The sequence below is a fragment of the Brenneria rubrifaciens genome, assembly GCF_005484945.1.
Classification (GTDB): domain Bacteria; phylum Pseudomonadota; class Gammaproteobacteria; order Enterobacterales; family Enterobacteriaceae; genus Brenneria; species Brenneria rubrifaciens.
Genome location: NZ_CP034035.1, coordinates 3662916 through 3684638, shown reverse-complemented (window position 1 = coordinate 3684638; position 21723 = coordinate 3662916). Strand labels below are relative to the sequence as shown.

Annotated in this window: 17 protein-coding genes, 1 tRNA gene, 2 rRNA genes and 1 riboswitch; of the genes, 10 read left to right on the top strand and 10 right to left on the bottom strand. The window is 53.5% G+C overall.

Features of this window, described 5'->3' with window-relative positions:
• Window positions 1-295: 295 nt before the first annotated feature.
• On the bottom strand, window positions 296-487 hold the full coding sequence (locus tag EH207_RS16445) for a DUF1127 domain-containing protein (RefSeq protein ID WP_137714951.1): 192 nt from the start codon (window positions 485-487) through the stop codon (window positions 296-298).
• A 174-nt stretch (window positions 488-661) separates the two neighbouring features.
• Between EH207_RS16445 and EH207_RS16440 the strand changes: the two genes are divergently transcribed.
• Window positions 662-2137 carry an aminotransferase-like domain-containing protein gene (locus tag EH207_RS16440; RefSeq protein WP_137714950.1) on the top strand — a complete coding sequence of 492 codons (1476 nt, stop codon included), beginning with the start codon at window positions 662-664 and terminating at the stop codon, window positions 2135-2137.
• Window positions 2138-2376: 239 nt separating this feature from the next.
• On the opposite strand, the gene thiH is transcribed toward EH207_RS16440, so the two are convergent.
• The 7 genes from thiH to rsd form a co-directional block, all read right to left on the bottom strand.
• Entirely contained in the window at window positions 2377-3507 is a 1131-nt protein-coding gene (gene thiH / locus EH207_RS16435; protein WP_137714949.1) for a 2-iminoacetate synthase ThiH, read from the bottom strand.
• Window positions 3507-4289 (bottom strand): thiazole synthase, encoded by a 783-nt coding sequence (locus EH207_RS16430; RefSeq protein WP_137714948.1) that lies wholly within the window; start codon window positions 4287-4289, stop codon window positions 3507-3509. The genes thiH and EH207_RS16430 overlap by 1 nt, the downstream gene beginning before the upstream one ends.
• 1 nt (window position 4290) lies before the next feature.
• On the bottom strand, window positions 4291-4491 hold the full coding sequence (thiS, locus tag EH207_RS16425) for a sulfur carrier protein ThiS (RefSeq protein ID WP_137714947.1): 201 nt from the start codon (window positions 4489-4491) through the stop codon (window positions 4291-4293).
• Complete coding sequence (locus tag EH207_RS16420) at window positions 4488-5267, bottom strand: HesA/MoeB/ThiF family protein (RefSeq protein WP_137714946.1); 780 nt, start codon at window positions 5265-5267, stop codon at window positions 4488-4490. Before EH207_RS16420 ends, thiS begins: the two co-directional genes overlap by 4 nt.
• Entirely contained in the window at window positions 5260-5919 is a 660-nt protein-coding gene (gene thiE, locus EH207_RS16415; RefSeq protein ID WP_137714945.1) for a thiamine phosphate synthase, read from the bottom strand. Before thiE ends, EH207_RS16420 begins: the two co-directional genes overlap by 8 nt.
• On the bottom strand, window positions 5916-7865 hold the full coding sequence (thiC, locus tag EH207_RS16410; protein ID WP_137714944.1) for a phosphomethylpyrimidine synthase ThiC: 1950 nt from the start codon (window positions 7863-7865) through the stop codon (window positions 5916-5918). The genes thiE and thiC overlap by 4 nt, the downstream gene beginning before the upstream one ends.
• Window positions 7866-7980: 115 nt before the next feature.
• Window positions 7981-8121, bottom strand: a riboswitch (TPP riboswitch).
• Window positions 8122-8247: 126 nt separating this feature from the next.
• The gene (rsd, locus tag EH207_RS16405; RefSeq protein WP_137714943.1) at window positions 8248-8709 is read right to left on the bottom strand and encodes a sigma D regulator; all 462 of its coding nucleotides are present in this window, start codon (window positions 8707-8709) and stop codon (window positions 8248-8250) included.
• Window positions 8710-8815: 106 nt separating this feature from the next.
• On the opposite strand from rsd, the gene nudC reads away from it, so the two are divergent.
• From nudC to EH207_RS16375, 6 genes are all read left to right on the top strand, one after another.
• Window positions 8816-9622 (top strand): NAD(+) diphosphatase, encoded by an 807-nt coding sequence (nudC, locus tag EH207_RS16400; RefSeq protein WP_137714942.1) that lies wholly within the window; start codon window positions 8816-8818, stop codon window positions 9620-9622.
• A 43-nt stretch (window positions 9623-9665) separates the two neighbouring features.
• On the top strand, window positions 9666-10730 hold the full coding sequence (gene hemE / locus EH207_RS16395; RefSeq protein ID WP_137714941.1) for a uroporphyrinogen decarboxylase: 1065 nt from the start codon (window positions 9666-9668) through the stop codon (window positions 10728-10730).
• Window positions 10731-10746: 16 nt separating this feature from the next.
• On the top strand, window positions 10747-11448 hold the full coding sequence (nfi, locus tag EH207_RS16390; RefSeq protein WP_137714940.1) for a deoxyribonuclease V: 702 nt from the start codon (window positions 10747-10749) through the stop codon (window positions 11446-11448).
• Between the two features lie 55 nt (window positions 11449-11503).
• Window positions 11504-12094 (top strand): YjaG family protein, encoded by a 591-nt coding sequence (locus EH207_RS16385; protein ID WP_137714939.1) that lies wholly within the window; start codon window positions 11504-11506, stop codon window positions 12092-12094.
• Window positions 12095-12281: 187 nt separating this feature from the next.
• Window positions 12282-12554, top strand: coding sequence for a nucleoid-associated protein HU-alpha (gene hupA, locus EH207_RS16380; protein ID WP_137714938.1), 273 nt, complete (start codon window positions 12282-12284; stop codon window positions 12552-12554).
• A gap of 4 nt (window positions 12555-12558) precedes the next feature.
• The gene (locus EH207_RS16375) at window positions 12559-13260 is read left to right on the top strand and encodes a DUF1481 domain-containing protein (protein WP_137714937.1); all 702 of its coding nucleotides are present in this window, start codon (window positions 12559-12561) and stop codon (window positions 13258-13260) included.
• Window positions 13261-13349: 89 nt separating this feature from the next.
• Here the strand turns inward: EH207_RS16375 and purD are convergent, their stop codons facing one another.
• Together purD and purH are read right to left on the bottom strand one after the other, a co-directional pair.
• Window positions 13350-14636, bottom strand: coding sequence for a phosphoribosylamine--glycine ligase (gene purD, locus EH207_RS16370; RefSeq protein ID WP_137714936.1), 1287 nt, complete (start codon window positions 14634-14636; stop codon window positions 13350-13352).
• 17 nt (window positions 14637-14653) lie between these two features.
• Window positions 14654-16243 (bottom strand): bifunctional phosphoribosylaminoimidazolecarboxamide formyltransferase/IMP cyclohydrolase, encoded by a 1590-nt coding sequence (purH, locus tag EH207_RS16365; RefSeq protein ID WP_137714935.1) that lies wholly within the window; start codon window positions 16241-16243, stop codon window positions 14654-14656.
• A 602-nt stretch (window positions 16244-16845) separates the two neighbouring features.
• Between purH and EH207_RS16360 the strand changes: the two genes are divergently transcribed.
• From EH207_RS16360 to EH207_RS16350, 3 genes are all read left to right on the top strand, one after another.
• Window positions 16846-18387: ribosomal RNA gene (locus EH207_RS16360) — 16S ribosomal RNA — on the top strand.
• 84 nt (window positions 18388-18471) lie between these two features.
• Window positions 18472-18547, top strand: a tRNA-Glu gene (locus EH207_RS16355).
• Between the two features lie 245 nt (window positions 18548-18792).
• Window positions 18793-21698 (top strand): 23S ribosomal RNA (locus EH207_RS16350).
• Together the 16S and 23S rRNA genes with 1 tRNA gene alongside form the textbook arrangement of a ribosomal RNA operon.
• Window positions 21699-21723 lie beyond the last annotated feature (25 nt).

Here is a 21723-nt window from a genome sequence, read left to right as displayed (position 1 = left end):
TTGATATTCACTGTTTTAGTTTTTAGGGCATAGGGTGGTATATCGGGAGTATCTTTTTTGAGTGGAAATATCAGGGCGGTAGTTCAATAAATTCGCTGGTTAATTTGAGCGTTGAGGGGGGGAGTGGGTTAACGATGGAAAATAATGATATTTTTTATGCCTTTTCTCCCGTCGGATCATGTTTATGGTCAGCGTATTGATTTTATGAATACCGTTTTATGTTTCCAGTTAAACAGGTGGTGTTTTAGGGGTATCCGGCGCGGTTTTATGCGCGCCGTTGCATAGCGGTGTTTCCTTACTTGAAACGAGTGATGTCATCTCGTGACAGCCCGATATCCTCTAGCCTTGTATCATCCATATTGAGTAATATCCGCCGTGTTTTCACTCTTAGCCGCCATGCTTTCCATATCCGATAAGGCAGAATAAAGATCGCACCCCATGATGATATGCCGGACGAGTGTGGTGAGCATTTTGCTTGATGTTCCATTCTTTCCCCCTTACCTGACCGTGTAGCACTATCATGCAAGGGAAAATAACTTCAATACAGATGCAAAAAATAACTTTTTCTATCATACAGATTGTGTGATATTCCATCTGAGTGGCGGTTTTTGATCTCATCTGTACTGGTTTTTTGAGTTTTTTCTCATGGGGAATGATACTGATGACACGTTATCAACATCTTGCCGCGCTGCTGGGGCAGCGAATCGAACAGGGTTTATACCGAAGCGGTGAGCGTTTGCCGTCCGTGCGTGCGTTAAGTTCGGAGCATGGCGTGAGTATCAGCACGGTACAACAGGCTTATCATCTGCTGGAAACACGCCAGCTTATTATACCGCAGCCCCGCTCGGGCTATTTCGTTGCGCCGCGCAAAGCCACGCCGCCGATCCCGGCTTTGACTCGTCCGGCTCAGCGTCCCGTTGAGATTACTCAGTGGGAGTCGGTGCTGGAACTGTTTAATGCCTGTCTCGATAACAGTGCGTTCAACTTTGGCAGCGGCACGCCGGATGTCAGTCAGTCATCGATCAAGCCCCTGTGGAAATTCATGAGCCGCTTTTGTCAGCGTCAGGATGAGCGTGTACTGAACTACGGCAATATGTATGGGGTCCGTGAGCTACGCGAACAGGTTGCGCGTCTGGCGTTGGATAGCGGCTGCCAACTGACCAGGGACGATATCGTTATTACGACGGGCTGTCAGGAAGCGCTGTTTGTCGCGGTGCGGGCGATTTGCGAATCGGGTGATATCGTTGCCGTGGAATCGCCGACGTTTCCCGGTACGTTACAACTGCTGCGTGGTTTGGGGATTAAGGTGATAGAGATCCCAACCTGCGCGATAGAGGGGATGAGTTTGGACGCGCTTAAGCTGGCGCTGGAGCAGTGGCCGATCAAGGCGGTGCTGCTGGTGCCGACTTGCAATAATCCGTTGGGGTTTTGCATGTCCGATGCGTATAAACAGGCGTTGATCACGCTGGCGCAGCAGTTTGATGTGGCGATTATTGAAGATGATGCCTATGGCGAACTGGCCTACGACTATCCGCGTCCTCGTACCGTCAAGTCATTCGATGATGATGGTCGGGTGCTGTTGTGCAGCTCTTTTTCTAAAACGATTGCGCCGGGTCTGCGGGTTGGCTGGATAGCGCCGGGACGTTATCTTGAACGGGTGTTGCACATGAAGTACGTCTGCACTGGTTATACCGTTACCCATACTCAACTGACGGTGGCCGAGTTTATCGGCCAGGGATGGTATCAGCCCCATCTGCGGCGAATGCGCATGCAGTATAAAGCGAATCTGGATGTGTTTACCTGTCAAGTGCGGGAGTATTTTCCCTGTGAGATTTGCGTGAGCCGTCCGCAAGGGGGATTTCTGATGTGGATTGAACTGCCGGAACAGTTTGATTCTTTGCGTCTTAACCGTGATGTGAGGAAGGCAGGAATTCAAATTGCAGCGGGATCGCTGTTTTCCGCTTCCGGTAAATATCGTAACTGTATGCGGCTCAATTACAGCCTGCCGTTCACGCAGGAAACGTCGCAGGGGCTACGTATTGTAGGCGAAACCGTGGCGAAAATGCTTGCTGAACGTGATGACGGCAAGTGCCGTGCGGAAAGTCCGGTTGAGCCGGGGCGAAACCCCATACCCTGAATCCCTGGCCCGTTTCAGATAGGGAAGGGCCGATACAGGTAAGGATAAAACCTGTATCGGCTAGCGTGATAGGCAGAGACGATGAGTGGCAAACGCCTCTGGCTGGCGAATCCTGAGTAATGACGGGATGTTGCCAACGAAAGATAAGGTATGCTCCGCCGCGCCAGTTGACGATGAGCAATGCTTCATACTGCGAGGCGTAATCCCGAAAGACATCTCCCTTACTACGTTTTCACGCTTTAATGCGTTCTCCTTCCCAAATAACCATCCCAATCTTTCCAGACAGGCTGTAATCCTGCCCGGATAATCGCCTGCGCAACCTCTTCCGGGCGGCGGCTATCATGCGGTGAGAATTGTTCCAGTTCGGAATGATCGTCCGCGTAGCCGCCAGGTTGAGTTTTCGAGAACGCGCTGACGTTGTTGATCGCGATAGGGATAGCGTGATCGCGAAAAAAGGGCGATTCACGGGTAGAAAGAGACAGTTCGATATCCGGCGACAGCAGTCTGAAGGCACAAATAACCTGCATAAGCTGTGCTTCATCCATCAGCGATGAGGGCTCGATACCCCCGGCACAGGGACGTAATCGCGGGAACGAAATGGAATAGCGGCTCTGCCAGTATGTTTGCTGCAAGTGCAACAGGTGCTCCGCCACCATATAGCAGTCCGTTCGCCAGCTATTGGAGAGGCCAATCAGCGCGCCCAGCCCGATCTTGTCGATCCCCGCCCGCCCGAGACGATCGGGCGTGGCCAGTCGCCAGTGAAAATCCTGTTTTTGTCCTTTCAGGTGATGCAACTGGTAGGTCGCCGGGTGATAGGTTTCCTGATAGACCATGACGCCATCCAGCCCCAGCGTTTTCAGCTCGGCATACGATTCCTGAGACAGCGGCTGCACTTCAATCATCAGTGAGCTGAAGTGCGGGCGGATAAGCGGGAAGACGCGGCGAAAATAATCCATTCCGACTTTGCGCTGGTGTTCCCCGGTGACCAGCAACAGATGATCGAACCCCATTTCCTTGATGGCTGCGCACTCACGCAGGATCTCCGCCTCATCCAGCGTTTTTCGCTTGATGCGGTTACTCATTGAGAAACCGCAGTAAGTACAGTCGTTTGAACACAGGTTGGAAAGGTAAAGCGGTACATAAAAGCTGACCGTGTTACCGAAGCGTTGACGGGTTAACTGCTGCGCGCGTTGCGCCAGCGGTTCCAGATAACGACCGGCGGCGGGAGAGAGCAGCGCCATGAAATCTTCGCGCGTCAGCCGTTGCGCACTTAGCGCGCGCTCAACCTCGCGTGAGGTTTTGCTGTTGATACGCAGCGTGAGATCGTCCCAGTCGAGCTGTTCCCAGATGTGTTGAAAATCACCGTTCATTATTTCACCTCTTCTGGTTGCTGGCACAGAAATCCGGTTAACGGGCTGGTGGCGCTGGCGGTAAACTGTTTACTACCCAGCCCGGCCTGATTAGCCAGTTCACCGGCTTGCACCGCTATTTTGAACGCCTTTGCCATGCTGACCGGATCGCGCGCCACCGCGATGGCGGTATTGACCAATACCGCATCCGCGCCCATTTCCAGCGCTTCAGTGGCGTGACTGGGGGCGCCGATGCCCGCATCAACCACAACCGGCACACGCGCCTGTTCGATGATAATGCGGAGAAAATCACGGGTCTGTAGTCCCTGGTTGGAGCCGATTGGCGCGCCCAGCGGCATCACGGCGGCGCATCCCGCTTCCTCCAGCCGTTTACAAAGCACCGGGTCGGCGCCGCAGTAGGGCAACACAACAAACCCCTCTTTGACTAAGCGCTCGGCGGCTTTGAGGGTTTCAACCGGGTCGGGGAGCAGGTACTTCATATCCGGATGGATTTCGAGCTTCACCCAATGGGTCCCCAACGCTTCACGCGCCAGACGCGCGGCGAAGATAGCCTCGTCGGCCGTTTTTGCCCCTGAGGTATTCGGCAACAGCTTGATGCCGAGTTGTCGTAACGGCGCGAGAATGCCGTCGTTGCCGCTTTTCAAATCAACGCGCTTCATGGCCATGGTCACCAGTTGTGAACCTGATGCCTGTAATGCGGCCAGCATGATGTCAGGGGCGGCAAATTTTCCGGTGCCGGTGAGCAGTCGGGATGTAAAGGTCGTGTCGGCAATGTGCAGCATGTCATCCTCCCGCGATTGCCTGAAAAAGCAAAATATTATCACCGTCCTGTACCTGATGCTGAGACCAGGCGCTGCGCGGGATAATGGTTTGGTTGATCGCGAGAGCCGTACCGGGTTGCTGACGGTTAAGTTTTGTCAGCAGGGAATCGATGGTGACAGCTTCAGCGAACTCGATCGTCTCGTCGTTGAGCGTGATTTTCATGTCGCGGCTCCGCATATCGCACAGTGGTCGGCGCGCGTCAGTTGGAGCGTGTTCCAGCTTTGCTGTTTGCCGTCAAACAGCCGCAGTTTACCGTCCAGGGCCGATGGCAGCCCTGCCAGGAGTTTGATGGCTTCCAGCGCTTGAAGCGCGCCAATGACGCCAACGACCGGGCCGAGTACGCCAGCGGTACGACAGTTGCGCTGTGGTTCGGCGGCATCAGGATACAGGCAGGCATAGCAACCGTGTTGATAGGGCGGCGTCAGCACCAGTAGCTGTCCGCTGAAGCCGACGGCGCTGCCGCTGATGAGCGGTTTGCCCGCGTCGACACAGGCGGCGTTAATTGCGTGACGGGTTTCCATATTGTCGCTGCAATCCAGAACGAGATCGGCTTTGTCGACCGCATGACGCAGCGCGCCATCAGCCAGCCTTTCCATCAGCGCGATGTACTCCGGTTGAGGATTCAATGCCTGCAATTGCTGTTGTGCCAGAACCGCTTTGGGCTTATCGGTATCGCGGGTGCGATAGAGGATCTGCCTTTGCAGGTTACTGATATGCAAAGTGTCATTGTCCGCCAGCAATAGCCTACCCACGCCCGCGGCGGCCAGATACATTGATGCCGGGGCGCCTAAACCGCCCAGTCCGACCAGCAATACGCAAGCGGATTTGAGCTTTTTCTGCCCTTCGGGACCGACATCTTCCAACAGCAGTTGACGGCTGTAGCGCAGAAACTCCCGATCGCTCAGGCTATCCTGTTCGGCTTGGTGATTATCAGGCATTTCGCGCCTCCCATTTTTCGATCGTGTCGAGCAGGGTCGCTGTAGCCTGACGCCAGTCCGCCGCCTGGGTGATTGCACTGACAACGGCAATACTGCCGACGCCGGTCGACAATACCGCCGGGACTTTATCAATGCTGATACCGCCAATGGCGACGGTGGAAAATCGCCCTTGCAGATCGGCGACGTGCCGGGCCAGTTCGGTGAGCCCCTGCGGTGAGGAGAGCATGGCTTTCGTCTGCGTTGGGAAAATGTGCCCCAGCGCAATGTATGACGGATTGACGGCGACCGCGCGCGCTAGTTCGCGATCATCGTGAGTGGAGAGACCGAGGCGCAGTCCCGCCTGTTTGATGGCCTCCAGATCGGCGGTGTCCAGATCTTCCTGTCCGAGATGAACGCCGTAGGCCTGATGCCTGATCGCCAACCGCCAGTAGTCATTGATAAACAGCCGGGCCTGATACTGACGGCCCAACGCGATCGCCTGAATCACTTCATGTTCAACCTGCTCATCGGGCCGGTTTTTGATCCGTAGCTGAATGGTTTTTACGCCGACGCCAAGTAAGCGTTCAATCCATTCCACGCTATCCACCACCGGGTAGAGACCAAGCCGCTGCACGGTCGGCGCGAAAGGCGCGGCTGTCTGAGAAGCGCTCATTTACCCTCCTCCGTTTGCAGGCTGGTGGCGCTGTGGTATAGCTCGCCGCCGCGGGAACGGAATTCCTCAGACATCTGCGCCATGCCGACCTCAATGGGCCTGGCTTCCGCTTCCTGTTTCGCGGCGTAGTCGCGCACTTCCTGCGAAATTTTCATAGAGCAGAACTTAGGCCCGCACATGGAACAGAAATGAGCGACTTTACCGGATTCTTGAGGCAGGGTTTCGTCGTGATAGGCGCGGGCGGTTTCGGGGTCCAGCGCCAGATTGAACTGGTCTTCCCAGCGGAACTCGAAACGCGCTTTCGACATGGCGTTATCGCGGATTTGCGCCCCCGGATGCCCTTTAGCAAGATCGGCGGCGTGAGCGGCGATCTTGTAGGTAATCAGTCCCTGTTTGACATCTTGTTTATTGGGTAACCCGAGGTGCTCTTTCGGGGTGACGTAACACAGCATGGCGCAGCCAAACCAGCCGATCATCGCCGCGCCGATACCGGATGTAAAATGATCGTAACCCGGTGCGATATCGGTCGTCAGCGGGCCAAGGGTATAGAACGGCGCTTCGTGGCAGTGCTCCAGTTCCTCCGTCATATTGCGGCGGATCATCTGCATCGGCACATGGCCGGGGCCTTCGATCATCACTTGTACGTCATATTCCCAGGCGATCCTGGTTAGCTCGCCCAGCGTGTGAAGTTCGGCAAATTGGGCTTCGTCGTTGGCATCCTGAATGGAGCCCGGACGCAATCCGTCTCCCAACGAAAGCGCGACGTCATAGGCGGCGCAGATTTCACAGATTTCGCGGAAGTGTTCATACAGAAAACTCTCTTTATGATGAGACAGGCACCATTTGGCCATGATGGAGCCGCCGCGCGACACGATACCGGTGAGGCGTTTGGCGGTCATGGGCACGTAGCGCAGCAGCACGCCGGCGTGGATGGTGAAATAATCGACGCCTTGTTCCGCCTGTTCCAGCAGCGTATCGCGGAACATCTCCCAGTTCAGATTTTCCGCGACGCCGTTCACTTTCTCCAGCGCCTGATAAATGGGAACGGTGCCAATCGGAACCGGGCTATTGCGCAGAATCCATTCGCGGGTTTCGTGAATATAACGGCCGGTGGAGAGATCCATCACGGTATCCGCGCCCCAGCGGGTTGACCAGACCAGTTTCTCGACTTCTTCCTCAATGGAAGACGTTACCGCGGAGTTACCGATATTGGCGTTGACCTTCACCAGAAAATTACGGCCAATGATCATCGGTTCTGATTCAGGGTGATTGATATTGGCGGGAATAATGGCCCGTCCGGCGGCGACTTCCTGTCGGACAAACTCCGGTGTGATGTTCTCTGGCAGATTCGCGCCAAAACTTTGTCCCGGATGCTGCTGGCGCAGTACGTCGCCCCGAATCCGTTCACGGCCCATATTTTCACGGATCGCGATAAACTCCATCTCCGGCGTAATGATGCCCTGACGGGCGTAATGCAACTGGGTGACGCGCTTTCCGGCTTTCGCACGCAGAGGGCGAGGCAAATGCTCGAAGCGAAGGTGATCCAGTCCGGCATCCGCCAGGCGCTGTTGGGTAAAATCAGAACTGACGCCGGGCAGTGCTTCGGTATCGTTACGCTCGGCGATCCAGGCCGCTCTGATTTTCCCCAGACCCGTCCGTACATCGGGGCGTGATGTCGGGTCACCGTAAGGGCCGGCGGTATCATAAACCGGGATAGCCTCGTTCGGTTCATATTGCGGTGTATCCTTGCCGCCGCCGACCAATGTCGGGCTCAGTTGGATTTCACGCATTGGCACACGAATATCTTCGCGTGAGCCGGTCAGATATATACGCCGCGAATTGGGGAACGCCATGCCCTCCAACGTATCTATGAATTGTTGCGCGGCAGCGCGTTGCTCACGACGACCGGTTTTGGATGATTTTGATAATGATGGTTCTGTAGACATAGCAAGTTCCTGTGAAACGTAAAGGGAAGATTGCTTGTCTGGAGCCGGAGGGAGTAATAATGGGTATCAAGTTGTCTAGACGGGCGTGTTCAAACGCAATGTCTATGGCTCAATGAGACGAATTACTCTTGTTCCCTTCGCAGGTATTAACCCGATCAGGTTCCGCGGATCCCGAATTAACGGTCTCAGCCTGTTCGCTTGAAGCACTTCCCGAATGGAAGAAACCAAAGCGTCCTAGGCACTCCGACAAGATTAGCCCGTTGTTAAACGGGCTTTAAACCCTGACACTTTATGATGATGAAACACGCATGTCAAAAAGAGTCGGGCGTATCAGCGAGAATTAATAAATTGGCGTATAACGTTATCGTCGGTCAAGACCGCATTAAGCATCGAAAATCAGCCGGATCATGGCGTCTTCCTGTGTAAAACGTTCGGCCAGAGCTTCACCAACGCTGGAGAGCGCTTGCTGAAATTCAAGGCAGTTATCTTGATCGATCAGGGTCGCCAAATAGCGGTCGTGAAATTCCATTATTTGTTGTGTATTGTTTTGCAACGCGAGCTCAAGCTGCGCCGAGCGGGCAAGTTTCTGTTCACTCAGGGTTGCCGCTTCATGCAGTATTTTTTCATAGACGTGAAAATGACCGGCCGAGAGATAATCCACCAGATTATGACAAAAGTTGTCCAGCGCCTCTTCGTCCAGACGCGAGAGTGCGTCTTTGTTGGGTTTGATGCCAACCAGATGATAGTAAGCGATCAGAAGCTGTTTGCGCGCTTGTAGCCACTGGTCGATTAACGCATTATTGCCACCAACGTATTCAGTCAGGCTTTGTAACTGGTTTAGCATGGTTGGACTCCGTGAACGATAAGGAATAACTGAAATGCTGGTTATAAATCTTATGTCATCACTCAGATGTAAAATGCCAGTGAAGTGAGAGTGGAGCAATAAAAATATGGAACAGACGTTGAAAGGTGATGAGATTGGCTGGTGGGTCGTCAGTGACGCGGGTCAGATCTGGCTTCCCGAAGGGGAGTTACCGCAGGGAACGGCGTCGTTCTGGTCATTACAGGGCGCGACCGGGCGCAAAATCGGTGAATGGCAGGATCTGCCCGTATGGTTGATCTGCCAGAGCCAAGATAAGGATATGGCTTCCGTCCGCCACCTTATCGATCAGGAGGCGGGGGTATTCCAACTGGCGGGACGCGGCGTTCAACTGGCCGAGTTTTATCGCTCCCATCGCTTTTGCGGTTACTGCGGCCATGAAATGGTCCCGAGTAAAACCGAGCTGGCGTGCCTCTGTCAACGCTGCAAGGAACGTTATTATCCGCAGATTGCGCCCTGTATCATTGTGGCGATCCGTCGCGGTGACGCGATTCTGCTGGCACAACACCATCGTCATCGGGGCAATATGTACACGGTACTGGCTGGTTTTGTCGAAGTTGGCGAAACGTTGGAGCAGACGGTGGCGCGTGAGGTAATGGAAGAGAGTCAGATTCAGATTAAGAATTTACGCTATATCAGTTCTCAACCCTGGCCTTTCCCCCACTCCCTGATGATGGCGTTCATGGCAGATTATGCGGGGGGCGATATCAGGCACGACCCGAAAGAGCTACGTGACGCCGCCTGGTTCCGGTATGATCGGCTACCGATTTTACCTCCGCCTGGAACGGTGGCCCGCCGTCTTATTGAGGATACGGTCGTGTTGTGCCGCGCCTGGCGTGAGAACGGCGGCGAATATGTAACCCCCTCACTCGGATAATCAGTAACTACAATAAGCATCATAGTGCCGAAAGGAAAATGACATGACTGATCTGAAAAATGATCGCTATTTGCGGGCGTTGCTGCGCCAGCCTGTCGACGTAACGCCAGTCTGGATGATGCGTCAGGCGGGGCGATATCTGCCAGAGTACAAAGCCACCCGCATGCAGGCTGGCGATTTCATGACGCTATGTAAAAACGCGGAGCTGGCTTGCGAAGTCACATTACAACCCCTGCGGCGTTATCCCCTTGATGCGGCTATTCTGTTTTCGGACATTCTAACCATCCCTGATGCCATGGGACTTGGGCTCTATTTTGAAGCGGGAGAAGGCCCTCGTTTTCAATTTCCGGTCACCCGCCACGCCGATATCGTCAACTTGCCCGTTCCCGATCCCGAACAAGAGTTGGGCTATGTGATGAATGCGGTACGCACCATTCGCAGCCGCCTTGCCGGAGCGGTGCCGTTGATTGGTTTTTCCGGCAGCCCCTGGACGCTGGCAACCTACATGGTTGAAGGCGGTAGCAGCAAAGCTTTTACCATCATAAAAAAAATGATGTTTGCGGAGCCGCGAACGCTGCATTTATTGCTGGATAAGCTGGCTGACAGCGTCATTCTTTATCTGAACGCTCAAATCCGGGCGGGCGCCCAGGCCCTGATGGTTTTTGATACCTGGGGCGGTGTACTGAGCGGTCGCGATTATCAGGAATTTTCCCTGCAATACATGCACAAGATCGTCGATGGACTACAGCGTGAAAACGAAGGCCGTCGTGTGCCTGTCACGCTGTTCACCAAAGGCGGCGGGCAGTGGCTGGAGGCGATAGCGGCAACCGGCTGTGAGGCTATCGGGTTGGACTGGACAAGCGAAATTGCCGATGCCCGGCGTCGGGTGGGCGATAAGGTCGCGCTACAAGGCAATATGGACCCGTCCATGTTGTATGCTCCGCCTGCTAGAATCGAACAGGAAGTGGCGTCAATTCTGGCGGAGTTTGGTCAGGGCAGCGGACATGTATTCAATCTGGGACACGGTATTCATCAGGATGTACCGCCAGAACATGCCGGCGTTTTCGTTGACGCGGTACACGCCTTGTCTCGCGCCTATCATCAGTAAATAAGCAGGAGATCCGGTGATTGATACTCAACGGTTGAAGGCCGAGCAGTTGGCCCGCGCTTCAGAGATTATTCATCAAGACGATTTGCCGTTTGAGCAGCCTGCGCTTATTGCGGGCGCGGATGTCGGTTTCGAGCAACAAGGGGCGGTGACCCGGGCCGCGATTGCAATTATGCGATATCCTTCTCTTGAACTGGTAGAGTATAAAATTGCGCGTATCAGTACGACGATGCCCTATATTCCTGGTTTTCTCTCTTTTCGCGAGTGTCCCGGACTGCTGGCTGCCTGGGGGAGTTTGGAACAGAAACCGGATTTGATTTTTGTCGATGGGCACGGGATTTCCCATCCGCGTCGTTTGGGCGTCGCCAGCCATTTCGGGTTGCTGGTTGATGTTCCTACGATTGGCGTGGCGAAAAGCCGGCTGTGCGGCCATTTTGACCCGTTGCAGGCGGCGGCGGGCAGTCAGCGGCCCCTGATGGATAAAGGCGAACAGATTGGCTGGGTATGGCGCAGCAAGGTGCGTTGTAATCCGCTATTTGTGGCCACGGGACATCGGGTCGGTATGGACAGCGCGTTGCTGTGGGTCAAACGCTGTACGCGGGGTTATCGCCTACCTGAGCCGACGCGCTGGGCTGATGCGGTGGCCTCTAACCGTCCGGCGTTTCAGCGATGGCAGCGGCTTCAATCTTTTATAGAAACTTTAGGAATTCAGGCATAGGGGGTGGCGATAATTTCAGGTACACTGCCGCCCATAGCCTTTGATGAGCATAAAAATGTTACGTAATCCCATTCATTTGCGTTTGGAAAAGCTGGGAAGCTGGCAGCATGTCACGTTTATGGCATGCCTTTGCGAACGTATGTATCCCAATTACCACGAGTTCTGCCGCCAGACAGCATTCGGTGATGCGTTGGTCTACCGCCGTATTCTCGATCTCGTTTGGGAAACGCTGGTGGTTAAAGATGCAAAGGTCAATTTTGATAATCAATTGGAAAAGCTGGAAGAGGCGATTCCGGCGTCAGACGACTTTGATATTTATGGCGTTTATCCGGCAATTGACGCCTGTATTGCGCTGGGTGAACTGATCCATTCTCGTTTAAGCGGTGAAACGTTGGAACATGCCGTCGCAATCAGTGAAGCATCAATCCGCACTGTTGCTATGCTTGAAATGACGCGCGCGGGCAAAGAGATGACGGATGAAGAACTGAACGTTTTGCCAGCCATTGAAGATGAGTGGGACATTCAGTGGGAAATTTTCCGCCTGTTGGCTGCCTGCGAAGAACGTGATATCGAATTGATTAAAGGTCTGCGTTCCGATCTGCGTGAGGCGGGAAGCAGTAATATCGGGATAAATTTGCACCAATAACGCGATAAAACGTGATTTAAGGCCTGAAATGGCGTGTCTTGAGGCTTCACATCCGCACCCTGTCTGGTCTACATTTGGGGGGCGTAAAAAAAGTGGCTATCGGTGCGTGTATGCATGAGAGTGCTATTATTGCATATCCGTCGCACTCGATGCTTAGCAAGCGATAAACACACTGTAAGGATAACTTATGAATAAGACTCAACTGATTGATGTAATTGCAGACAAAGCTGATCTGACAAAAGCACAAGCGAAAGTGGCATTAGAATCAACTCTGGCAGCGGTTACCGAGTCTCTGAAAGAAGGTGATGCAGTACAATTAGTTGGTTTTGGTACATTTAAAGTCAACCATCGTAACGAGCGCACTGGCCGCAACCCGCAAACTGGTAAAGAAATCAAAATTGCTGCCGCTAACGTGCCAGCATTTGTTGCGGGCAAAGCGCTGAAAGACGCTGTTAAGTAAGATCATGCAGGTCAAGAGTTTAAGCAGAGGGGCGATTTCGCCCCTTTTGCTTTTGCTGCGACCGCTGTGGGTTGGCGTGATAATTACCATCACCATTGCCTGTAGCAGTCGGACTGATCCGCCTTCGACGTTTGCCAGCGGTTATATCGCCGATCGCGGCGTGGTGCGTCTCTGGCGTAAAGATGACGCTCAAGATAGCACGACCTCGCTGATGACGGTCTACAGTTCGTTTCAGGGAGAGGATACCGTCATTACGCGCTATGCCTACCAGCAGGATAAGATACGGGAAATCCAGAAAACCTATCTGGGCGCGCAGAAAGATGAAATGCATATACGCTTTGCGCAAGACGGCACGGTGAGTTTTATGCAACGTCAATTGGCGAAGCGGCGGGAGCAGATCCCCGATGATGAAATTGCGTTGTATCAGTTTGATGCGAAACGGATATTGGAACTCAGTGGTGTCCTGCGGGCGGGCAACGTTCTGCTGCAACAAGGCAAATGGCAAAATGGGCAGGTCATCACCTGTGATGGCAAGCGTGTCCGCCCCGATTTTGACAGTGCGACACGTGAATGGATTGATCGGCGAAATCAGCCCGCCAATGGCACGCTAAATGTCGCATGGCTGGAAGGCCCTGAAGGTGTTCAACTGCTGCTGATGGCGGAAGAGAACGTTTGCCAGCGGGAACCGGTAGAAGTGCAGTCATAACGCTGAGTTGTTATAACCCCGAATAGTGATAATCCACTGCTGGGTTTGGGGTGATAAAAAAACCCGGATTTCTCCGGGCTTGTCGTGTATCAGGCTTGCTCACGCTCAATGGCGCGATAGCCGATGTCTTTCCGGCAAAAACTTCCTTGCCATTGAATGCCAGCCGCCAGTTCGTATGCACGTTTTTGTGCTGCTGCAACGGTATCACCCAATGCTGTCACACACAGAACGCGTCCGCCATTCGTAACAACATCCTTGCCGTTTAATTTAGTGCCCGCATGAAAAACTTTTCCGTCTTCAGCATCCTGCTGCGGCAAACCGAAAATAACGTCGCCGCTGGGGTAATCGCCAGGGTATCCGCCTGCTGCCATAACCACCCCTAATGATGGGCGATCGTCCCAGACAGAGTCTTTCTCATCCAGTTTGCCACCACAGGCCGCCAGACACAGTTCAACCAGATCTGAACGCATACGCAGCATAATAGGCTGGGTTTCCGGATCGCCAAAGCGGCAGTTAAATTCAATCACTTTAGGCTGACCATCGGCGGAAATCATCAGGCCGGCGTAAAGGAATCCGGTGTAGACATTGCCTTCGGCGGCCATCCCTTTGACCGTCGGCCAGATTACCTGATCCATCACTCGCTGATGAACGTCACCGGTCACAACCGGTGCGGGAGAATAAGCGCCCATACCACCCGTGTTTGGACCGGTATCTTTATCGCCAACTCGTTTATGATCCTGGCTGGTGGCCATCGGCAGAACATTTTCACCGTCAACCATCACAATGAAACTGGCTTCTTCACCGTCCAGAAACTCTTCCACCACGATACGATGGCCTGCGTCGCCAAACGCATTGCCTGCCAGCATATCCTGAATCGCATTTTCAGCTTCTTGCAGCGTCATCGCAACAATGACCCCCTTACCCGCAGCCAAACCATCCGCTTTGATCACGATAGGCGCGCCTTTGGCGCGCACATAGGCTAAGGCTGGTTCGACTTCGGTAAAGTTCTGGTACTCGGCTGTCGGGATTTTATGACGGGCGAGGAAATCCTTGGTAAAAGCTTTTGAGCCTTCCAATTGGGCCGCAGCTTGGGTCGGGCCAAAAATCGTCAGGCCCGCGTCACGAAATGCATCGACTACGCCAATAACCAGAGGGGCCTCAGGGCCGACAATGGTCAAGCCGATGTCGTTTGCTTGCGCAAACGCCAGCAAAGCAGGGATATCGGTCGCGGCAATATCGGCATTAATCAGTGACGGCTCCAGCGCGGTGCCGGCGTTGCCTGGCGCGACATAGACTTTATCTGCCAGCGCTGATTGCGCCGCTTTCCAGGCCAGTGCGTGTTCACGACCGCCATTGCCAATAATTAAAATATTCATATCAGTCAGCTCCAAACTTAATGACGAAAATGGCGCATGCCGGTAAAGATCATTGCGATGCCATGTTCGTTGGCGGCAGCAATAACTTCATCGTCACGGATGGAGCCACCTGGTTGGATAACGCAGGTAACGCCTATCGTTGCTGCGGCGTCAATACCATCACGAAACGGAAAAAAAGCATCGGACGCCATTGCGGAACCTTTAACTTCCAGACCTTCATCGTCTGCTTTGATACCGGCGATCTTCGCGGAATAAACGCGGCTCATCTGGCCTGCCCCTATGCCGATGGTCATATTGTCACGGGCGTAGACAATCGCATTGGATTTGACGAACTTGGCCACTTTCCAGCAGAACAGCGCGTCCCGCAATTCTTGCTCGTTGGGCTGGCGTTCGGTCACAACACGCAGTTGGGAGGCATCAACCATACCCAAGTCGCGATCCTGTACCAACAGCCCACCGTTTACACGTTTGAAGTCCAGACCGGGAATTCGTTGCTGCCATTCGCCGCAGGTAAGGACACGTATGTTTTGCTTGGCGGCGGTCACTTTTAATGCCGCTTCACTGGCTGAAGGGGCGATAATCACTTCCACAAACTGGCGGCTGATGATGGCTTGCGCGGTTGCTTCATCCAGTTCGCGGTTAAACGCGATAATGCCGCCGAAAGCCGAGGTTGGATCGGTTTTATAAGCGCGTTCGTAAGCATTAAGGATAGAGCCGCCTATCGCTACACCGCAGGGGTTGGCATGTTTCACAATCACACAGGCTGCGTCGGTAAAGGCTTTCACGCATTCCAGCGCGGCGTCGGTATCCGCGATATTGTTATAGGACAGCGCTTTGCCCTGTAATTGCTGAGAGGTTGCGACGGATGCCTCTGTCACATCCTCTTCTATATAGAAAGCCGCCTGCTGATGGCTGTTTTCCCCATAGCGCATGTCTTGTTTCTTGATGTAGTTCAGGTTCAGCGTACGGGGGAAACGGCCTGACGGCTTGTCATTCTCACCATGATAGGCAGGAACCAACGTACCGAAATAGTTGGCGATCATGCTGTCGTAGGCTGCGGTGTGTTCAAATGCTTTGATAGCCAGATCAAAGCGGGTTTCATAAGTCAGCGATCCATCGTTGGCATCAATTTCATTAATGATGGTGTGGTAATCGCTGCTCTTGACCACGATAGCCACATCTTTATGGTTCTTGGCGGCCGAACGAACCATGGTTGGGCCACCGATATCAATATTTTCGACGGCATCTTCCAGCGTACAGTTTTTGCGGGCCACCGTTTGGGCAAAGGGATAAAGGTTAACGACGACCATATCAATCGGTTTGATGTCGTGCTGCGCCATGATCGCATCATCCTGACCGCGACGCCCCAAAATGCCACCGTGGACCTTTGGGTGTAGGGTTTTAACGCGTCCATCCATCATTTCCGGGAAACCGGTATAGTCTGATACCTCTATTACCGGTATGCCTGCATCAGCCAGCAGACGCGCTGTGCCGCCGGTAGAAAGAAGCTCGACGCCACGTTGGGACAGAGCCTGAGCAAATTCGACAATGCCTGCTTTGTCAGAAACGCTGAGCAGAGCGCGGCGGATAGGACGACGTTGTTGCATGATGATTTTATCCCTTGGATTTGGGTAGTCATTAAAGAACGTTACGTGAATATCGTCTTTTTCTTCATATATTGAGCAATTATTGCGAGATAAAGAAAAAATTCAGTTAGCGTTCATAAAAATGTGGTGGTTTTTGGGCGGGAGAATTGTAGCGAAAACGTTTGCGCGATGCTCGTCTAATTTTAATTAGTATCCACTCTGTGGATAAGTTTGTGCAAAACAGGGTATAAAGCAGGGTTTTGCTGTGGAATACAGCAAACGGTCATTTTTATGCAAAATATCTATTGCGGCTGGCGCAGAAGTCCCTATAATGCGCCTCCACTGACCCGGGAACGGCGGCAACGCGGTTATCGGGAAGATAGGAAGTCGGGCATCAATCGCTTGACTTTACAGCGGAACCGCGTAGATTATGCGGCCCGCGCCGCAGGATAATGCGGCACCGCTCTTTAACAATTTAATCAGACAATCTGTGTGGGCACTCACAAGACCGTATCTCAAAGATATACCGAGTCTTGAAGAGTGACTGACAGTAAATTCATTACGAATAAACAGTTATTGATTCTTTGAGCAAAGCTATTCACTTAGCGAATCAAACCATTCTTAAATTGAAGAGTTTGATCATGGCTCAGATTGAACGCTGGCGGCAGGCCTAACACATGCAAGTCGAGCGGCAGCGGGAAGTAGCTTGCTACTTTGCCGGCGAGCGGCGGACGGGTGAGTAATGTCTGGGGATCTGCCTGATGGAGGGGGATAACCACTGGAAACGGTGGCTAATACCGCATGACGTCGCAAGACCAAAGTGGGGGACCTTCGGGCCTCACGCCATCGGATGAACCCAGATGGGATTAGCTAGTAGGCGGGGTAATGGCCCACCTAGGCGACGATCCCTAGCTGGTCTGAGAGGATGACCAGCCACACTGGAACTGAGACACGGTCCAGACTCCTACGGGAGGCAGCAGTGGGGAATATTGCACAATGGGGGAAACCCTGATGCAGCCATGCCGCGTGTGTGAAGAAGGCCTTCGGGTTGTAAAGCACTTTCAGCGGGGAGGAAGGGGAAAGGTTTAAGAGACTTTTTCATTGACGTTACCCGCAGAAGAAGCACCGGCTAACTCCGTGCCAGCAGCCGCGGTAATACGGAGGGTGCAAGCGTTAATCGGAATGACTGGGCGTAAAGCGCACGCAGGCGGTCTGTTAAGTTGGATGTGAAATCCCCGGGCTTAACCCGGGAACTGCATTCAAAACTGACAGGCTGGAGTCTCGTAGAGGGGGGTAGAATTCCAGGTGTAGCGGTGAAATGCGTAGAGATCTGGAGGAATACCGGTGGCGAAGGCGGCCCCCTGGACGAAGACTGACGCTCAGGTGCGAAAGCGTGGGGAGCAAACAGGATTAGATACCCTGGTAGTCCACGCCGTAAACGATGTCGACTTGGAGGCTGTGGTCCAGAACCGTGGCTTCCGGAGCTAACGCGTTAAGTCGACCGCCTGGGGAGTACGGCCGCAAGGTTAAAACTCAAATGAATTGACGGGGGCCCGCACAAGCGGTGGAGCATGTGGTTTAATTCGATGCAACGCGAAGAACCTTACCTACTCTTGACATCCAGAGAAGACTTCAGAGATGAGGTTGTGCCTTAGGGAGCTCTGAGACAGGTGCTGCATGGCTGTCGTCAGCTCGTGTTGTGAAATGTTGGGTTAAGTCCCGCAACGAGCGCAACCCTTATCCTTTGTTGCCAGCGATTCGGTCGGGAACTCAAAGGAGACTGCCGGTGATAAACCGGAGGAAGGTGGGGATGACGTCAAGTCATCATGGCCCTTACGAGTAGGGCTACACACGTGCTACAATGGCGCATACAAAGAGAAGCGAGCCTGCGAGGGTGAGCGGACCTCATAAAGTGCGTCGTAGTCCGGATTGGAGTCTGCAACTCGACTCCATGAAGTCGGAATCGCTAGTAATCGTAGATCAGAATGCTACGGTGAATACGTTCCCGGGCCTTGTACACACCGCCCGTCACACCATGGGAGTGGGTTGCAAAAGAAGTAGGTAGCTTAACCTTCGGGGGGGCGCTTACCACTTTGTGATTCATGACTGGGGTGAAGTCGTAACAAGGTAACCGTAGGGGAACCTGCGGTTGGATCACCTCCTTACCAGCAGAGCGGATTGAGTGAAGTGCTCACACAGATTGTCTGATGAAAATAACGAGCAAAAGCGTCAACAAAGTACGGTGTCGTGTCCCCTTCGTCTAGAGGCCCAGGACACCGCCCTTTCACGGCGGTAACAGGGGTTCGAATCCCCTAGGGGACGCCAGCGCATCCGACCATTCCGGTGAAAGCGGGGGTCTTCAGTAAGTGTTCATGCTTATCTTTTATCTTAAAACTGACTAGCGATAGTCAGGGTTTGCGATATTGCTCTTTAACAATCTGGAACAAGCTGAAAATTGAAACGATGCGGCGGCATGAGTCTTTAGCGATAAAAAGGCGGTCGCATCAGAGTCTCTCAATAATCACGGCGCGAAGAGGCTTTGAAGAATCAAAGACACCTTCGGGTTGTGAGGTTAAGCGACTAAGCGTACACGGTGGATGCCTAGGCAGTCAGAGGCGATGAAGGGCGTGCTAATCTGCGATAAGCGTCGGCAAGGCGATATGAGCCGTAATACCCGACGATACCCGAATGGGGAAACCCGGTGCACTAGTGCATCATCGTTTGATGAATCCATAGTCAAACGAGGCGAACCGGGGGAACTGAAACATCTCAGTACCCCGAGGAAAAGAAATCAACCGAGATTCCCCCAGTAGCGGCGAGCGAACGGGGAGAAGCCCAGAACCTGAATCAGTTTGTGCCTTAGTGGAAGCGTCTGGAAAGTCGCGCAACAAAGGGTGACAGCCCCGTACACGAAAAGGCACAGACGGTGAGTTCGATGAGTAGGGCGGGACACGAGACATCCTGTCTGAAGATGGGGGGACCATCCTCCAAGGCTAAATACTCCTGACTGACCGATAGTGAACCAGTACCGTGAGGGAAAGGCGAAAAGAACCCCGGCGAGGGGAGTGAAACAGAACCTGAAACCGTGTACGTACAAGCAGTGGGAGCCTCTCTTAATGGGGGGTGACTGCGTACCTTTTGTATAATGGGTCAGCGACTTATATTCTGTAGCAAGGTTAACCGAATAGGGGAGCCGCAGGGAAACCGAGTCTTAACTGGGCGTTAAGTTGCAGGGTATAGACCCGAAACCCGGTGATCTAGCCATGGGCAGGTTGAAGGTTGGGTAACACTAACTGGAGGACCGAACCGACTAATGTTGAAAAATTAGCGGATGACTTGTGGCTGGGGGTGAAAGGCCAATCAAACCGGGAGATAGCTGGTTCTCCCCGAAAGCTATTTAGGTAGCGCCTCGTGAATTCATCTTCGGGGGTAGAGCACTGTTTCGGCTAGGGGGTCATCCCGACTTACCAACCCGATGCAAACTGCGAATACCGAAGAATGTTATCACGGGAGACACACGGCGGGTGCTAACGTCCGTCGTGAAGAGGGAAACAACCCAGACCGCCAGCTAAGGTCCCAAAGTCATGGTTAAGTGGGAAACGATGTGGGAAGGCCCAGACAGCCAGGATGTTGGCTTAGAAGCAGCCATCATTTAAAGAAAGCGTAATAGCTCACTGGTCGAGTCGGCCTGCGCGGAAGATGTAACGGGGCTAAACCATGCACCGAAGCTGCGGCAGCAATAGCGATATTGTTGGGTAGGGGAGCGTTCTGTAAGCCTGCGAAGGTGGCCTGCGAGGGCTGCTGGAGGTATCAGAAGTGCGAATGCTGACATAAGTAACGATAAAGCGGGTGAAAAACCCGCTCGCCGGAAGACCAAGGGTTCCTGTCCAACGTTAATCGGGGCAGGGTGAGTCGACCCCTAAGGCGAGGCTGAAAAGCGTAGTCGATGGGAAACAGGTTAATATTCCTGTACTGGGTGTTACTGCGAAGGGGGGACGGAGAAAGCTAGGTTGGCCGGGCGACGGTAGTCCCGGTTTAAGCGTGAAGGTGGATGACCCTGGAAAATCCGGGTCGTCATTAACACTGAGGCGTGACGACGAGCCACCAAGGTGGCGAAGTAACCGATGCTACGCTTCCAGGAAAAGCCTCTAAGCACCAGGTAACACGCAATCGTACCCCAAACCGACACAGGTGGTCAGGTAGAGAATACTCAGGCGCTTGAGAGAACTCGGGTGAAGGAACTAGGCAAAATGGTGCCGTAACTTCGGGAGAAGGCACGCTGGATTTGGTGAAGTCCCTCGCGGACGGAGCTGAGACCAGTCGCAGATACCAGCTGGCTGCAACTGTTTAATAAAAACACAGCACTGTGCAAACACGAAAGTGGACGTATACGGTGTGACGCCTGCCCGGTGCCGGAAGGTTAATTGATGGGGTCAGCCGCAAGGCGAAGCTCTTGATCGAAGCCCCGGTAAACGGCGGCCGTAACTATAACGGTCCTAAGGTAGCGAAATTCCTTGTCGGGTAAGTTCCGACCTGCACGAATGGCGTAATGATGGCCAGGCTGTCTCCACCCGAGACTCAGTGAAATTGAACTCGCTGTGAAGATGCAGTGTACCCGCGGCAAGACGGAAAGACCCCGTGAACCTTTACTATAGCTTGACACTGAACCTTGAGCCTTGATGTGTAGGATAGGTGGGAGGCTGCGAAATGCGGACGCCAGTCTGCGTGGAGCCGACCTTGAAATACCACCCTTTAATGTTTGATGTTCTAACGTGGGCCCCTGAGCGGGGTCGCGGACAGTGTCTGGTGGGTAGTTTGACTGGGGCGGTCTCCTCCCAAAGCGTAACGGAGGAGCACGAAGGTCAGCTAATCCTGGTCGGACATCAGGAGGTTAGTGCAAAGGCATAAGCTGGCTTGACTGCGAGAGTGACGGCTCGAGCAGGTGCGAAAGCAGGTCTTAGTGATCCGGTGGTTCTGAATGGAAGGGCCATCGCTCAACGGATAAAAGGTACTCCGGGGATAACAGGCTGATACCGCCCAAGAGTTCATATCGACGGCGGTGTTTGGCACCTCGATGTCGGCTCATCACATCCTGGGGCTGAAGTAGGTCCCAAGGGTATGGCTGTTCGCCATTTAAAGTGGTACGCGAGCTGGGTTTAGAACGTCGTGAGACAGTTCGGTCCCTATCTGCCGTGGGCGTTGGAAGACTGAGAGGGGTTGCTCCTAGTACGAGAGGACCGGAGTGAACGCACCGCTGGTGTACGGGTTGTGATGCCAATTGCATTGCCCGGTAGCTAAGTGCGGAAGAGATAACCGCTGAAAGCATCTAAGCGGGAAACTTGCCTCGAGATGAGTCTTCCCTGGGACTTTAGGTCCCCATAAGGGCCGTTGAAGACGACGACGTGGATAGGCTGGATGTGTAAGCGTAGCGATACGTTGAGCTGACCAGTACTAATGACCCGAGAGGCTTAACCTTACAACGCCGAAGGTGTTTTGAGAGA